13 protein-coding genes are annotated in these 13,897 nt (G+C 61.0%); 9 read left to right on the top strand and 4 right to left on the bottom strand.

The genetic code is table 11. The features are described from left to right. Positions 1-114: 114 nt before the first annotated feature. From AA0535_RS01755 to AA0535_RS01770, 4 genes are all read right to left on the bottom strand, one after another. The gene (locus AA0535_RS01755) at positions 115-1,110 is read right to left on the bottom strand and encodes a 2-hydroxyacid dehydrogenase (protein ID WP_264814185.1); all 996 of its coding nucleotides are present in this window, start codon (positions 1,108-1,110) and stop codon (positions 115-117) included. Between the two features lie 81 nt (positions 1,111-1,191). Next, a complete protein-coding gene (locus tag AA0535_RS01760) occupies positions 1,192-1,980 on the bottom strand; it encodes a 2-keto-4-pentenoate hydratase (protein WP_264814186.1) in 789 nt (262 codons plus the stop codon). Between the two features lie 122 nt (positions 1,981-2,102). Next, positions 2,103-3,518 carry an MFS transporter gene (locus AA0535_RS01765; protein WP_264814187.1) on the bottom strand — a complete coding sequence of 472 codons (1,416 nt, stop codon included), beginning with the start codon at positions 3,516-3,518 and terminating at the stop codon, positions 2,103-2,105. A gap of 373 nt (positions 3,519-3,891) precedes the next feature. Continuing rightward, a complete protein-coding gene (locus tag AA0535_RS01770) occupies positions 3,892-4,902 on the bottom strand; it encodes a LacI family DNA-binding transcriptional regulator (protein ID WP_264814188.1) in 1,011 nt (336 codons plus the stop codon). 464 nt (positions 4,903-5,366) lie between these two features. Here AA0535_RS01770 and AA0535_RS01775 point away from each other — a divergent pair, with 464 nt between their 5' ends. Genes AA0535_RS01775 through AA0535_RS01815 form a run of 9 tightly spaced genes read left to right on the top strand, consistent with a single transcriptional unit; the run spans position 5,367 to position 13,645 of the window. Next, positions 5,367-5,786, top strand: a complete 420-nt coding sequence (locus tag AA0535_RS01775) for a hypothetical protein (protein ID WP_264814189.1) — start codon at positions 5,367-5,369, stop codon at positions 5,784-5,786. Between the two features lie 53 nt (positions 5,787-5,839). After that, a complete protein-coding gene (locus tag AA0535_RS01780; protein ID WP_373319253.1) occupies positions 5,840-6,853 on the top strand; it encodes a lytic murein transglycosylase in 1,014 nt (337 codons plus the stop codon). Beyond that, positions 6,840-7,712 (top strand): SPOR domain-containing protein, encoded by an 873-nt coding sequence (locus tag AA0535_RS01785; protein WP_264814191.1) that lies wholly within the window; start codon positions 6,840-6,842, stop codon positions 7,710-7,712. Before AA0535_RS01780 ends, AA0535_RS01785 begins: the two co-directional genes overlap by 14 nt. A gap of 9 nt (positions 7,713-7,721) precedes the next feature. Continuing rightward, the gene (locus AA0535_RS01790) at positions 7,722-8,960 is read left to right on the top strand and encodes a D-alanyl-D-alanine carboxypeptidase family protein (protein WP_264814192.1); all 1,239 of its coding nucleotides are present in this window, start codon (positions 7,722-7,724) and stop codon (positions 8,958-8,960) included. Between the two features lie 3 nt (positions 8,961-8,963). Further along, positions 8,964-9,593, top strand: a complete 630-nt coding sequence (gene tmk, locus AA0535_RS01795) for a dTMP kinase (protein ID WP_264814193.1) — start codon at positions 8,964-8,966, stop codon at positions 9,591-9,593. Next, a complete protein-coding gene (locus AA0535_RS01800; RefSeq protein ID WP_264814194.1) occupies positions 9,590-10,531 on the top strand; it encodes an AAA family ATPase in 942 nt (313 codons plus the stop codon). Before tmk ends, AA0535_RS01800 begins: the two co-directional genes overlap by 4 nt. Continuing rightward, positions 10,528-12,069, top strand: a complete 1,542-nt coding sequence (gene metG / locus AA0535_RS01805; RefSeq protein WP_264814195.1) for a methionine--tRNA ligase — start codon at positions 10,528-10,530, stop codon at positions 12,067-12,069. Before AA0535_RS01800 ends, metG begins: the two co-directional genes overlap by 4 nt. Positions 12,070-12,080: 11 nt before the next feature. Then, complete coding sequence (locus AA0535_RS01810) at positions 12,081-12,863, top strand: TatD family hydrolase (RefSeq protein ID WP_264814325.1); 783 nt, start codon at positions 12,081-12,083, stop codon at positions 12,861-12,863. Further along, the gene (locus tag AA0535_RS01815) at positions 12,860-13,645 is read left to right on the top strand and encodes an MBL fold metallo-hydrolase (protein WP_264814196.1); all 786 of its coding nucleotides are present in this window, start codon (positions 12,860-12,862) and stop codon (positions 13,643-13,645) included. The genes AA0535_RS01810 and AA0535_RS01815 overlap by 4 nt, the downstream gene beginning before the upstream one ends. Positions 13,646-13,897: the final 252 nt, after the last annotated feature.

The raw sequence follows: 13,897 nt of genomic DNA on the forward strand, positions 1-13,897 counted from the left end.
TCGGGACACAGGTACAAGCGAAATGCAGAAAACGTGCGGCCGGTTTGTCTGGCAAAGCGCCGGGATAAGCGCGATCACGCGATGCGCGCTTATCCCGGCCACCTCTGCGAGACGTCAGGAACTGGCGGGTTCGGGCACTCCCGCGCGTGAAGCAGCTTTCGCCTGAGCCGCCGACTTTGGCGTATCAACCGTGATCACAGGGGTGAGCAGCGGGCGTCCGGCAAAATGTGCAGCAAGATTATCGAGCACGAGCTGCCCCATCGCCGTGCGCGTCTCCAGCGTTGCGCTGGCGCGATGAGGCTGAAGCACCACGTTATCTAGAGTTTTCAGGGTATCGGGAACATTGGGCTCATCCGTGAAGACATCGAGCGCCGCACGGCCGAGCCGCCCCTCGACAAGAGCCGCAACGAGCGCCTCCTCATCCACGACGCTGCCACGGGCAACATTCACCAACAGGCCATCAGGACCGAGCGCATCGATCACGTCGCGGCTGATCAGATGACGCGACTGAGCACCTCCCGATGCTGCGATGACAAGCACGTCGCTCCATGAAGCAAGGTCGATCAGGGAGGCGTGGAACGGAACGCCGTCCAGAGCGAGATCACGTCTGCTGAAATAGGCAACATCCATCGAAAACGCCCGGGCGCGTCGCGCGATCGCCTGGCCGACCTGGCCCATCCCGACGATGCCGAGTTTTGCCCCTGACACCTTGCGCGCAAGCGGCAAGCCCTGTTTTCCCCACAGACTGTCGCGCACCAGCCTGTCTCCGGGGACGAGATCGCGCATCGCAGCAAGCATGAGGGCCATGCCAAGATCGGCCACATCGTCGGTCAGGACATCACGCGTGACCGTGACAGCGATATCACGGCGCGCCGCTTCGACGAGATCGACCGCATCGGTACCGATCCCGTTGATCGTGATCACCTCCAGGGCAGGAAGGCTGTCCATCACCGCACATGGCACACCTGTCCCACCACCCGTGACCACAGCGCGTATCGGGCTGTTCGCCGGGAGAGGCTGACCATTCCAGCGATGGACCTGATAGGCAGCGTCAAGCTCGGCCTCGATGGCGGGCATCATGGGTTCGATGAGGAGGATATCGGGTTTCATGATCCGGTGTCTTTCATTCTTGGGCATTTGGCTTGGAACTGGATACGGGAAATAACGTCCGGCGCCGCGCGATCACCGCGCTCAGGCAATCCGGACGGTCACTGGAGGAAGATGAGCAATCTGTGCGGTTGCCGATGTCCCGACGGGTACGAAGCAGGTGTCGGTCATCGAGCCCGTCGTCACCATGGTCCCGGCAAGGAGGGGTAAACCACGCGATGATGCATGATTGGCCAGCCAGACCAGGAGGCGACGCGGATCGCCCGCCGAATTTCCGCCGATATGCTCCACCACCCTGCCATCGCTGAAGCTCAGCCGAACAGTTTCGGTGACCGGGCTCATAGGGCGCCATTCGGTCTCTCCGTGCCCAACGATGAGAGCGCCGTGACTGGCTTGATCGGCCAGATGGATGAGGCGCGGCTGCGAATTTGGGCGTTCGAACCGCGTGTCGATGATCTCTATGGCACTATGGGCAGAGACCACGGCGTCGAGAACCTCATCGAGAGACCAGGATCGGGCTCTCGGGAGCAGATCGCGTCCGAAACGATAGACGATCTCGGCTTCGACGCCGTAATGGCGGCAAAAACCTTCGGGCAGGATCGTATCGCCCTCGAACAGGGTGGAACGATGCAGGGGCGCCGCAAACGGCTCGGCTGCCGGTGTGACCGATCCAACCTTCCACCCGGTCACCGGCCCGTCACGATCTATCAGTCCCGCCACGACGGCATCCTGAATGCGGTAGGCATCCTGTTCGGTCGTCACCTGATCGGCATCCGGCAGGACGGCGAGAACCTGACCGGATCGGCGGGCGCTGAGCAACTCGCGAACCGCGGGGCGGATATCGAGGTGGGGTCGTGTGTCGAGAAGAGTCATGGCGGTTCAGCTTGTCCGGAGAGAAAAGCGCAGTCTGCGATCAGAATGAGCGGGCAGCGGGGAGGGCGTCCCCCTGCTGGGCGCGCCGAGGAGGCGGCGCAAAAACGAGGGTCGTAGGTTCCTCACAATGCGTCTTCCTGTGCCATGAGATCACGGCCACGCGTCTCGGGAATATAGAACGTGGCCGCGATGGCGAGACAGGCCAGGAACACCACATAGACAGAGAGTGGGATCCAGGCGTATTTCCCTGAACCGATACCGCCGATATGAAATCGGGCGAACAGGGCAATCAGAAATTGCCCGACCATGGGCGATACGCCACCCGCAATCACGGACGAAAACTCACGCGTGAACGAGACCGCCGTATAGCGATGGCGGAGCCCGAACATCTCGGGGAGAAGAGCGCCTTGCGTGCCGAACATGCCCCAGGTGGCCACGCCCAGCGCGAAGGAGAGCGCAATGGCTGACGGAATGGGATGGCCCTGACTGAATATGTACCAGACGGGCAGGGCGCTTGCGGCCTGAAGAATAGCGAAGCCGCGATAGACGCGCACCCGGCCGAAACGATCACTCAGCCAACCCGCCACGGGGATGGTCACGCCCCCGACAAGTGCCGCACCGATCAGGACGAGCGTACCCCACTGACTGTTCATGCCGATCGTATGGACAAGATAGCTGATCGCGAGGACCTGATAGATCGACGATCCGCCATTTTCAGCCATGCGCAGGCCCATACCGGCCAGGATAGGGCGCCACGACGATTGCAGCGTCCCGCGAATGGAGCTGGACTCCCCATGGTGTTCTTCCGCCTTGATCTTGGCGAAAGTGGGTGACTCCTTGAGGCGCAGCCGCATGTAAAGCGCGATCAGAAGTAGCACTGCGCTACCGACGAAGGGCACGCGCCAGAGCATGGTCTGGCTGATATCGGGCACACCGGTGAGCATGGCATAATAGATCAGTCCGGCAGCCACCGTGCCGATCTGGATGCCAAGAAAGGGAAGGGCAGCGTAGTAGCCCCGGCGGCGGCGGGGGGCGCATTCTGTCATCATGACGGCTGCACCCGCCTGCTCGGCTCCCGCGCCGAAACCTTGGGCCATCCGCAGAAATACCAGCAGGAGCGGCGCGGCAAAGCCGATCGATTTATAGGAGGGAATGAGGCCGATCAGGGCGCTTGCAAGGCCCATCAAGGTCACGGTCAGGAGCAGAACCTTCTTGCGACCGTAACGATCCCCCAGCCGCCCGAAGAATATGCCGCCAAGCGGACGTACCGCGAAACCGATGAAATAGGTGGCAAAGCTCGCCACCAGCCCTAGCCCGGGAATGCCGCTCGGAAAGAAAAGCGGCGCAAAGACAAGCGTCGAAGCCAGGCTATAGAGCGCGAAATCATAATATTCCATCGCGCTGCCGATCGAGCACGTCCACGCGGCTCGTCTGAGTTCGGTGGCAGACATCTCGGGTCGCTGCCGGTCCGCTTCACGATCGGTCACGGAATGCGCTGCCACCGGGGCATGGGTCTTGGTCAAGGTAAGCGCTACCATATCTGCACCTCATCCGATCCCGTCAACGCATTGCGGGGAAAAGCATGAATGACCGGGAGGATCGCGAACGTGGAAGGGGTGACGGATACGACAAGGATCACATCATCATCACATTCGGCGTCTCGTGGTCTCCATGCTCTGCCCGCAGACCTCTCTCGGTTTTCTATCCTTTTTCCGCTTTTGGATCGATCTAAATTGATACCAAAGGCGTAAAATAAGGGCTTGAGGAATGATTGAGATATGTCGCGGAAGGGATCTAACAATTCTGTAATGGCATATGAGCGCTCATTCACGCGGAAAGTCACAGAATTTTTGTGATACGAACATCACTCCTCTGTGAACTCATCCTTCCGGCCATCCTGGCCATGACCTGTCACGCACTCTCTCTCACGATGAGGCGTGGTGTAATGACCAGTTGTTCGGAACGTTTGGCAGGGCGCGAAATTCGTTTTTGCAGCAGGCGCGCCGCCGCCTCACCGACACGATGAGGCATGGTCGCGATTGTCGTCAGGGCAGGGTAGGAGGCCGACGCTGAAGAAAGATCATCCATGCCTATCACAGAGAAGTCCGACCCTACGCCGATTGCCCGGCGTCTGAGATGTCCCATCACCGCCAGGGCGATGATGTCATTATAGCAGATCGCGGCCTCGGGTGGCTCGGAGGAGGCAAGAATCTCGTCCAGCGCTGCCTCATCATACCGGTTGTCCCGTCCTCCGGCGATCACGGGCAAGGAAGGCAGTCCGAGCCGCGCGGCAGCGCGATTGAACCCTTCCAGTCGGGCACGCGCAGCCGAATGCGTGCTGAAATTTCCGATGAATACAATGCGCCGCCGACCGGCGGTGACCAGATGTGCCATCGCCTCGTCGATCCCCGCCGCGTAATCCACGGTCACGTAATCACGCGCGCAGCCGGGGATCTCTCTCAGAACCTGCACGAAAGGCAGGCCGAGCCGGTCGAGATCCGCGATGACACGCTCGTCACTCCCGACGGCGGGACACAGGATCAGACCGTCGATATTATGCTCGCGAAGGCGCTGGATCTGCCTGGCCTGACGCTCAGGTGACTCCGCGCTATCCGCGATAAAGCATACGATTTCGGACGCGTCATTCGCCTCTTCAACACCTGCGGTGAGCGTACTGAAAAACGGGTTGGAGATGTTGGAGAGGACCAGTCCTATCGTATTTGTCCTGTTCTGCCTCAGATTGGCAGCCCCACGATTATAGATATAGCCCAGGCGTTGCATGACCTGCTGCACGCGCTCCCGTGTCGCGGCGGCCACCAGAGGACTATTGCGTAGGACGAGCGATGCTGTCGCCCGGGAAACCCCGGCCTCGCGCGCAACGTCCAGCAGGTTGACCGGCGCATCCTGCTTGTCAGTTTTCATGAAACGCCGCCCACGAGAAGGTCAAAACAGAAATCACGTCGGTTCTCTCAATATAACGTATCCGTGTGGAAGTCGCCTCCCACAAGGACGCAGATCGCAGGAAGATCCGACCCGACCAGCAATTAACGGTTTAACGATTGCCTCGCAATATTTTGAAATCTGCATGACAAGTCTCATGATCGTTTCGTAATACTTCAATAATGGCCGTTTTTCGCGCAATTTGTCACTGGACCGCCCTTAGCCCATCCCCTAGAAAATCGCCGATCAGTCTTACGCCTTTTTCTCGCCGAATGGAGAGCAATGACGATGAGACCACGAGCCGGAAACGGTCATTAACGCTATCGGGCTGGTAAAGGGTTTCCGCACCTTTTAGCCCGGATGTGTTATGAACCGTCAGCGGGAGAGGCGCATCTCGCAGCACCGGGTCGATCAACGCGCAGACAGTATTATCGGGGGATATTCTCTTGGCAAAAGCAGCCCGGTCCCGGACGACCGCAGCAAGAAAAAAAACGCAGGCCGACACTCCCGACACCTCGGCAGCAGTCGCGGCGCCTGCAAACCCTGAGCTCGCCGTGGAACCATCCGATCACGAGATGCCGCCGGCGGCACCTGAGGAGGCAATGGTTGAGACGTCTGCCTATCCCTCTGAGGCGCTCTACTTCGATTCCACCTGGTATCTGGCCGCTTATCCCGACGTGGGGGCATGCGGCATGGATGCCGTCGAGCACTTCATGACCCATGGTTACCTTGAAGGCCGTGACCCGAACGGCTTCTTCAGCGTGGCCGAGTATATCGCGGCAAATCCGGACATCCCCTTGACGATTAATCCATTCCTGCACTTCATCATGCATGGTGCTGCCGAGGGCCGTCCGCTTCGTCGCTGAGCGGCAGTTTCGGCATCCCGCAAGGACCGAACTGGCGAGGATAGACCAAGGTGCTGAACAGACGCTCGTTACTGGCTGCCGTCATGGCCGCTCCCTGCCTGAGCGGGAGCGGCGTCGCGCGAACGCTCCAGCACCATGTAGCAAGGCAGAGCGCCGCCCCGGCGTCGGGCGGCAGTTATGCTGCCTTTCTCGACTCGGTCCGAAGCGAGGCTCTGGGTAAGGGCATCAATGCCGCCACGCTGACGCGCGCTCTGGCGATGACCAAAGAACCCAATGCGCGGGTCATCAAGCTGGACCGTCATCAGCCCGAATTCACACTCACCTGGGCGCAGTATCGCGAGCGCGTCATCAGCGCCACACGCATCAGCCAGGGTCAGGCGGCCTATCAGAGCCGCAGCCAGCTTCTGGAAAACACCGGCACGTTCTACGGGGTGGACCCGCGCGTGATTGTAGGTATCTGGGGCCTGGAATCAGGGTTCGGGCGAAAGATCGGCACGTTCTCTGTCGTCGATGCCCTCGCAACCCTGGCTTATGACGGCAGGCGCGCAAGCTTCTTTCGGGGTGAATTGTTCAAGGCGCTGCAGATTCTCGACCATGGCGATATCCAGCCGGAAACCATGCTCGGCTCCTATGCCGGCGCGATGGGACAGCCGCAATTCATGCCCAGCGCCTACCTGCATTATGCCGTGGATGCCGATCATGACGGCAGGCGCAACATATGGACCAGCGAACCCGATGTTTTCGCGTCTGTAGGCAACTACCTCCATAGCTGCGGTTGGCAGGCCGACGCGCCCTGGGGCCAGCCCGTGAAACTGACGCGCGAGATCGCGCAAACGCAGCTCGGTCGTGGGAACAAGCAGAGCCTTTCAGCCTGGATGGCTCTCGGAGTGCGCCGTGAGGACGGCTCTGCCTTCACACGTGAGGACGTTTCAGGGGCGGTAATCCGACCGGACGGCCCCGGCACCGAAGCATTCATGGTCTACAAGAATTTCGACGTGATCAGACGCTATAACCCCTCGGATTTCTATGCTCTTGGTGTTGGATTGCTTGGCTATGCAGTCGCTTAAGGCGCTCGCATTCGCGATCCTGGGTGGGACAGGGCTTACTCTGGCAGGCTGTCATCACGACGCCCCGCCCCAGAAATCAGCTCCCCATTATGTGATCGGAACGGCATGGCAAGGCACGGAGACATGGTTCTACCCGGCCGAGCATTTCGATCTGTCCGAAACCGGCCTCGCTGTCATTCAGGCACAGCCCAGGGGCGGGCTGACGGCTGACGGCGAGGTCTGGTCGGCCCAGGCCATGACCGGCGCACATCAGACGCTGCAATTGCCCGCCGTCGTGAGCGTGCGCAATCTGACCAATGGGCGGATCGTCCGCATCAGGCTTAATGACCGCGGCCCCTCCAGCTCAGGGCGTATGCTGGCTGTGACGCCCCGCGTGGCGACCCTGCTCGGCATGGAGTCCGCTCCCACACCGGTGGAGATCGTGCAGGACGAGGCTTTGAGCCGACAGATCGCCGAGTCCAACCCGAATGCACCGAAGCTCGAGATCGCAGCCGCTCCGAGGGAGGCCATCGTGGCGCAATCGCTCGATGACGGCAGCACGAAAACGCTCGGCCTGAAATCGACCGAGGCATCGACCGGAGCAAGAGCCCTCTACGTGCCAGACATGCCTCAGACGGTGATGCAGGGGCAGCCTGATTACGTGGCCTATCACGTCGTCCTAGGCAGTTTTTCGGGTCATGCCACAGCGTCGCGCGTGGCAGCCCAATGCGGAGCGGACATCGTGGCCCAAGCCGGAGTTAGCAACGGACTTCCATGGCTGGTTTCACTCGGCCCCTTCACAACAGTGCCCGAGGCGGATAGGGCATTAGCACAAGCGCGCCAATGCGGTGGCACCGGCGCGCATATCGTGGCCAAATAAGGTGTTGACGTGCGGACAAGACGTTTTCTGCTCTCGGGTGCGGCTGGACTAGCCGCTTCAACTCAGTTTGCCTTCGCGCGTCCGCGACGCGGCAAAGCAGCAGCGAGCGCCGCCGCCCCGTCAACGCCCGCCGGCGCTCCTGCGTCCGGCGGCGCGTCACCTGCCACAACACCTATCGGACCGCTCGATACGGTTGCACGCTGGGCCTGCATCATCAATTTCGATACAGGCGCGACCCTTCTGGAAAAAGCAGCTGACGAGCATATGCCGCCCTCGTCACTGACCAAGATGATGACCGCCTACATCACCTTCGGCATGCTGCGTGCTGGACACCTCACGCTCACCCAGTCCCTTCCGGTCAGCGAGAAGGCATGGCGCACCCAGGGCTCCAAGATGTTCGTGCCCCTGGGGCAGAGCGTCACCGTGTCCGACCTGATCGAGGGTATGGTCATCCAGTCGGGCAATGACGCCTGCATCGTTCTGGCGGAGGGCATTGCCGGGTCCGAAGAGCAGTTCGTCAATCTGATGAACCAGACGGCGGCCAAGCTGGGCATGAACAATACCCATTTCATGAACTGCACCGGCCTGCCGGATGAATCGCAATACATGAGCGCACGCGATGTCTGCCGCGTGGCGATGCATCTGATCCGTGACTATCCCGAATATTATCACCTCTTCTCCGCCACAGAGTTTACCTACAACAATATCAAGCAGGGCAATCGCAATGTTTTGGTCGATAAGGGTCTGGCAGACGGTCTGAAGACAGGGCACACGGATGCCGGTGGCTTTGGTCTCTGCGCGAGCTCGAAGCGTGATGGTCGTCGTGTCATCATGACCATCAACGGTACCTCGTCCATGAATGAGCGCGCCCATGAGGGCGAACGCCTTCTCGGATGGGCCTTCGCCAATTTCGAGAACGTCACCCTGTTCCACCACGGTCAGGTGGTCGATCACATGCCGGTCTATATGGGTGAAGCCGCCGAGGTCGCGCTGGTCGGCACGCGTGATATCGTCCTGACACTGCCGCATGGCTGGCAGCAGCGCAGCAAGATCAGTGTGGAATATCCGTCTCCTGCCATTGCTCCGGTCATGGCAGGTCAGACACTGGGCGCGCTCGTGCTGCAAAATCAGGGCATGCCCGATATCCGCCTCGATCTTGTCGCGGCCAATGCCGTGCCGCGTTTGGGCCTCGTCGGACGCGCGCTCGCCCGTCTGGGTCATGGCCCCAAGCCTCTGCCGCATAGCTGAGGCGTGGCAGGACTTTTCATCACCTTCGAGGGTGGAGAGGGGGCGGGAAAATCAACCCAGATCCGCCTGCTCCATCAGACCCTCACCGCTCAGGGCCGCAAGGTCGTCCTGACCCGTGAACCAGGAGGCTCAGCGGGGGCGGAAGCCCTGCGCGAACTGATCCTGTTCAGTGAGGCACCACTTTCGCTCAGAGCGCAGGCCCTTGCCCATATGGCCGCCCGCGCCGATCATCTGGATCATGTCATTCTCCCTGCTCTGGCGCGGGGCGAAATCGTGCTTTGCGACCGCTTCCATGACTCGACATTCGTCTATCAAGGTTACGGGCTGGCGCGAGGCGAAGTGGCGACTCTCGAGTTCATCAATGCCCTGCGTGGTCTGATCGACTGCGAGCCCGATCTCACGCTTCTTTTGACTGTGCCGCCCGAGATCGGCGCGGCGCGCATCGCTGCCCGTGGCGGAAAACCCGATCGTTACGAGGCGGAGAAAGCCGAGTTTCATCACCGTATCGCGCAGGGTTTTGCCGATCTGGCACGAACTGCTCCGGCGCGCATTCGCCCCGTTGACGCCACACAGAGCCCCGAAGACGTGGCCGCGGCCATCCTCGCCATCGTCAGCCCCTCTTTGCCGAGATGAGCGAGCGGGACTCTCTTGCCGCCTCACCTCTGACAGGCCATGCCGAGGCACTCTTGTTGTTTCGCCGCGCCCATGAGTCGGGGCGGCTGCATCATGGCTGGATGATCCATGGCGAACCGGGGATCGGCAAGACGAGCTTTGCCTTTGCCTGCGCCCGCCTGCTCCTGGGCGGCACAGATCCGCAAAGCAGGGCAGGGCGCCAGATCACAGCCGGCACGCATCCCAACCTGCTGCTCATCACCCGACATATGGACGAGAAGCGAAAGCGCATGCGTCAGGAGATCGTCATCGACGATGTCCGTCCGGTCCAGGATTTCCTGCATCACACGGCTGCCGACGGGGCCTGGCGTGTCGTCATTGTGGATGCTGCCGAAGCGCTCAATCGCAATGCCGCCAACGCTTTGCTCAAACTGCTGGAAGAGCCCCCGACCGACACTATATTTTTCCTGACCTGTCCGGCACCGTCAGCGCTGCTTCCAACCATACGCAGCCGATGCCGACTTCTTGGCCTCGATCCCCTTTCCGATGAGGAGACGCGTCAGGTCCTCTCCCGTCACGGTAGGGCTGCCGACAGCCTCCCCGCGCTTGTTGCCCAGGCTCAGGGCGCACCAGGGCGGGTGCTCGCCAGCGACCAGAGCACGGACGACGCTGCACGCCAGCTGGCCCAGGCTTTGCTGGAGGGGCGCACGGTAATCGAACCGGACACTCTGGCCGGATTACTGCGCCATGATGATGGTTTTGCCGTGCTCTGTTCTTTGCTAGGAGAGGGGCTAGCGAACCGGGCCAGGCAACTGGCCGGGCAGGGGAAGCTGACCGAAGCCAGCAAGGCCGCGGAGGCTTTCGCGTCCCTCCAAGCGCTGCAGCGCGAGACAGAGCGGTTCAACCTGGACAAGAATCAGGCTGTCAGACAGGCAGCCGCCATTGCGAGTGCCCCATGACGTCACGCTACTATGTCACCACCCCCATCTATTACGTGAATGGCGCTCCGCATATCGGTCATGCCTATACCTCCATAGCAGCCGATGTTCTGGCGCGCTTCAATCGTCTGGACGGCAAGGACGTGTTCTTTCTGACCGGGACGGATGAACATGGACAGAAGGTCGAGCAGGCAGCCCAGACTGCTGGGATCGACACCCAGAGCTTTACGGATGGCATCGCGGGCGATTTTCGAAGCATGGCCGACGCCATGGGTATTTCCTATGACGATTTCATACGCACGACGGAGCCGCGCCACAAACAGGCGGCTCAGGCGCTCTGGGAAAAGGTCGCCGCAAATGGCCATATCTATCTCGACGCCTATGAGGGCTGGTACGCCCTGCGGGATGAGTGCTTCTATTCCGAAGATGAGCTGACAACCCATGCGGATGGCCGCAAGACGGCTCCCACCGGTGCCCCGGTCGAGTGGGTGCGCGAGCCCTCCTATTTCTTCCGTCTCTCGGCGTTCGAGGACAGACTGCTCGCCCTGTATGAGCAGCACCCGGAATTTCTCGGCCCGATGGGTCGGCGCAACGAGATCGTGAGCTTTGTCCGTCAGGGACTCAAGGACCTCTCGATCAGCCGCACGAGCTTCAAATGGGGCATCCCGGTCCCGAATGATCCGGACCATGTGATGTATGTCTGGTTCGACGCGCTGACGAATTACCTCTCCGCGCTTGGCTATCCGGATTTCGGTGCAGAACGCATGAAATACTGGCCCGCTTCGGCGCATATCGTTGGCAAGGATATCATCCGCTTTCACGCGGTATTCTGGCCCGCCTTTCTCATGGCTGCCGATATCGATCTGCCGCAATCGGTATTCGCCAATGGCTGGTGGACGATCGAGGGCGAGAAGATGAGCAAGTCGATCGGCAATGTGATCGACCCGCGCGACTTGGTCACCAGCTATGGTCTCGATCCTGTGCGGTTCTTCCTGCTGCGCGAAGTCCCGTTCGGCGGGGATTCCGATCTGAGCAAGCGCTCGCTCGTCAATCGCCTGAATGTCGAACTGGCCAATGATCTTGGCAATCTCGCCCAGCGGACGCTGAGCCTGATCGCCCGCAACTGTGAGGCAAAGCTCCCTGCCTTCGGCGCGCTGACCGACGACGATCAGGCGCTTCTCGCCAGCGCATCGCTCCTGCCGGAGCTGCTGCGCGGCCAGATGGGGCGTTTTGCGCTGACAGACGGTCTCGAGGAGGTCTGGAAGGTCATCCGTGCCTGTAACAGCTATATCGACCGCCAGGCCCCCTGGGCTTTGAAGAAGACCGATCTCGTGCGTATGGCGACCGTTCTGCGAGTGCTGCATGAGGCGATGCGCCATATTGCCATCATGCTGCAACCCTATATGCCGGGTACCATGGACAAGCTCCTGACGCAGCTTGGCGTGTCGGAAGCAGCGCGGGACTTCGCCTCGCTCTCGACACCGCTCGAGGCCGAAATCCCGCTGCCGGCACCGCAGGGCCTGTTCCCGCGCTATGTCGAGCCCGAGACTGCGGCGTGAGCAAGACGCGTATGACGGGGCTGATCGACACGCATTGCCATCTTGACCGGCTCGATGATGTGCCTGCGGCTCTTGCTCTGGCCAAGGAGCACGGGCTGTCCGGCATGGTAACGATCGGCACCCGGCTATCGCGCGCCCAGACCCAGATCGATCTGACGCGCCATGATACGCCTGCGCTTCGAGTGTGGTGCGCTATTGGCACGCACCCGGATCATGTGGAGGAGGAGGAGCCACCCGAACTCGCCACCTTGGTCCGGCTGGCCGAGGCGGAGGGCGTGATCGGCATAGGCGAATCAGGTCTCGATTACCTGCATGGCGGCATTCCGGTGCGTGCTGCTCAGGCGGCCAGTTTTCGCGTGCATATCGCTGCGGCGCGCGAAACCGGGCTGCCTCTGGTGATCCACGCCCGCGCAGCCGACGACGACGTAGCTGCCATATTGCGTGACGAGCATGCAAAGGGCGCCTTCCCCTTCCTGCTGCATTGCTTCGCCTCGGGGATGGATCTCGCGCGCGTGGCCATCGATCTCGGGGGGTATGTGAGCTTCTCCGGCCTGCTCACCTTTCCCAAATGCGAGACGATCCGCGAAGTCGCCCGCGCCATGCCCGCTGAACGCCTGCTGGTCGAGACCGACAGCCCGTTCCTCGCACCGGTCCCGAAGCGGGGCAAGCCCAATACCCCGGGCTATGTTGCCTATACGGCAGCACGCCTCGCGCAGGAACGTGAGCTGACGCTCGAGGCGTTGGCGGAGCTGACGACACGCAATTTCCGCGCCCTGTTCAGGCGCGCTGCATGAAAGTCACTATCCTCGGATGTGGCGGTTCCGGCGGTGTTCCCATGGTGGGGGGCGCTAAAGGTGAGGGGATATGGGGCGCCTGCGACCCGCAGAATCCGCGCAACGAGCGTACGCGTTCGTCCATTGTGATCGAGGCCGATAGCGGAAAACGCCTGCTGGTCGATTCCGGGCCCGATCTGCGCGCCCAGTTGCTGCGCCAGCGGATCGGCGTTGTGCATTCCGTGCTCTACACCCATGAACATGCAGATCATGTGGCCGGGCTCGATGAGTTACGGGCCATCAACCGTATGCTTGACGCGCCGTTGCCGCTTTATGCGACCGAGACGGTCATGCGTGAGCTTGAGGCACGTTACAGCTACGCCTTTCGCCCATGGACCGGCACAGGATTTTTCCGCCCCGTCCCAGAACCGCATCTGATCACGACCACGGATCGCCTGCAGCTCTGCGATCTCGATCTCCAGCTTTTCGAACAGCGCCATTATCGTATTCCCACCATCGGCATACGCTGTGGCGATTTCGCCTATTCCACTGATGTCGAGCATCTGAGCGAGGAATCGCTGAACGCCCTGACAGGCGTCAGGACCTGGATTGTCGGGTGCTTTCAATACGAACCCCATGTGGCCCATGCCTGGGTCGATCTTGTCATCGCATGGTGCGAGAGGCTCAAGCCGGAGCGCACCATCCTGACGCATATGGGCCCGGCGCTGGATTTCGAGACGCTTCGGCGACGCCTGCCCATGGGGATAGAGCCGGGTTATGACGGGCTTACCCTGACCGTCTGAAAATTTTTTGCATTAACCAGTTTTTTGTTGAAGCGCGGTTCGACATCGCGATAGCGTCATCATATCGGGTCAGTCCGGTACTGTTCGACACCGCATGAATTCCCCTCAAATCCGGCATTTCCGGGTCAGTCTTACGCAATGTCGGGGCAATTCGAGGCTCCGCACCCTTTGTCGTCGCTTCGCCGTTCGTCGTTCCCCATAGCCTGACTTCCCGACTTATCGCCTGCATCTCTATCGGTGGGTATGACCGTT

The sequence above is a fragment of the Asaia krungthepensis NRIC 0535 genome (genome assembly GCF_025995175.1).
GTDB lineage: Bacteria > Pseudomonadota > Alphaproteobacteria > Acetobacterales > Acetobacteraceae > Asaia > Asaia krungthepensis.

Bases quoted from the DNA above. Each gene is read 5' to 3' on its own strand.
- AA0535_RS01810 (WP_264814325.1), top strand. From the start codon at position 12,081: ATGACGGGGCTGATCGACACGCATTGCCATCTTGACCGGCTCGATGAT.
- AA0535_RS01755 (WP_264814185.1), bottom strand. From the start codon at position 1,110: ATGAAACCCGATATCCTCCTCATCGAACCCATGATGCCCGCCATCGAG.
- AA0535_RS01815 (WP_264814196.1), top strand. From the start codon at position 12,860: ATGAAAGTCACTATCCTCGGATGTGGCGGTTCCGGCGGTGTTCCCATG.
- AA0535_RS01770 (WP_264814188.1), bottom strand. From the start codon at position 4,902: ATGAAAACTGACAAGCAGGATGCGCCGGTCAACCTGCTGGACGTTGCG.
- AA0535_RS01765 (WP_264814187.1), bottom strand. From the start codon at position 3,518: ATGGTAGCGCTTACCTTGACCAAGACCCATGCCCCGGTGGCAGCGCAT.
- AA0535_RS01785 (WP_264814191.1), top strand. From the start codon at position 6,840: ATGCAGTCGCTTAAGGCGCTCGCATTCGCGATCCTGGGTGGGACAGGG.
- metG (WP_264814195.1), top strand. From the start codon at position 10,528: ATGACGTCACGCTACTATGTCACCACCCCCATCTATTACGTGAATGGC.
- AA0535_RS01800 (WP_264814194.1), top strand. From the start codon at position 9,590: ATGAGCGAGCGGGACTCTCTTGCCGCCTCACCTCTGACAGGCCATGCC.
- AA0535_RS01760 (WP_264814186.1), bottom strand. From the start codon at position 1,980: ATGACTCTTCTCGACACACGACCCCACCTCGATATCCGCCCCGCGGTT.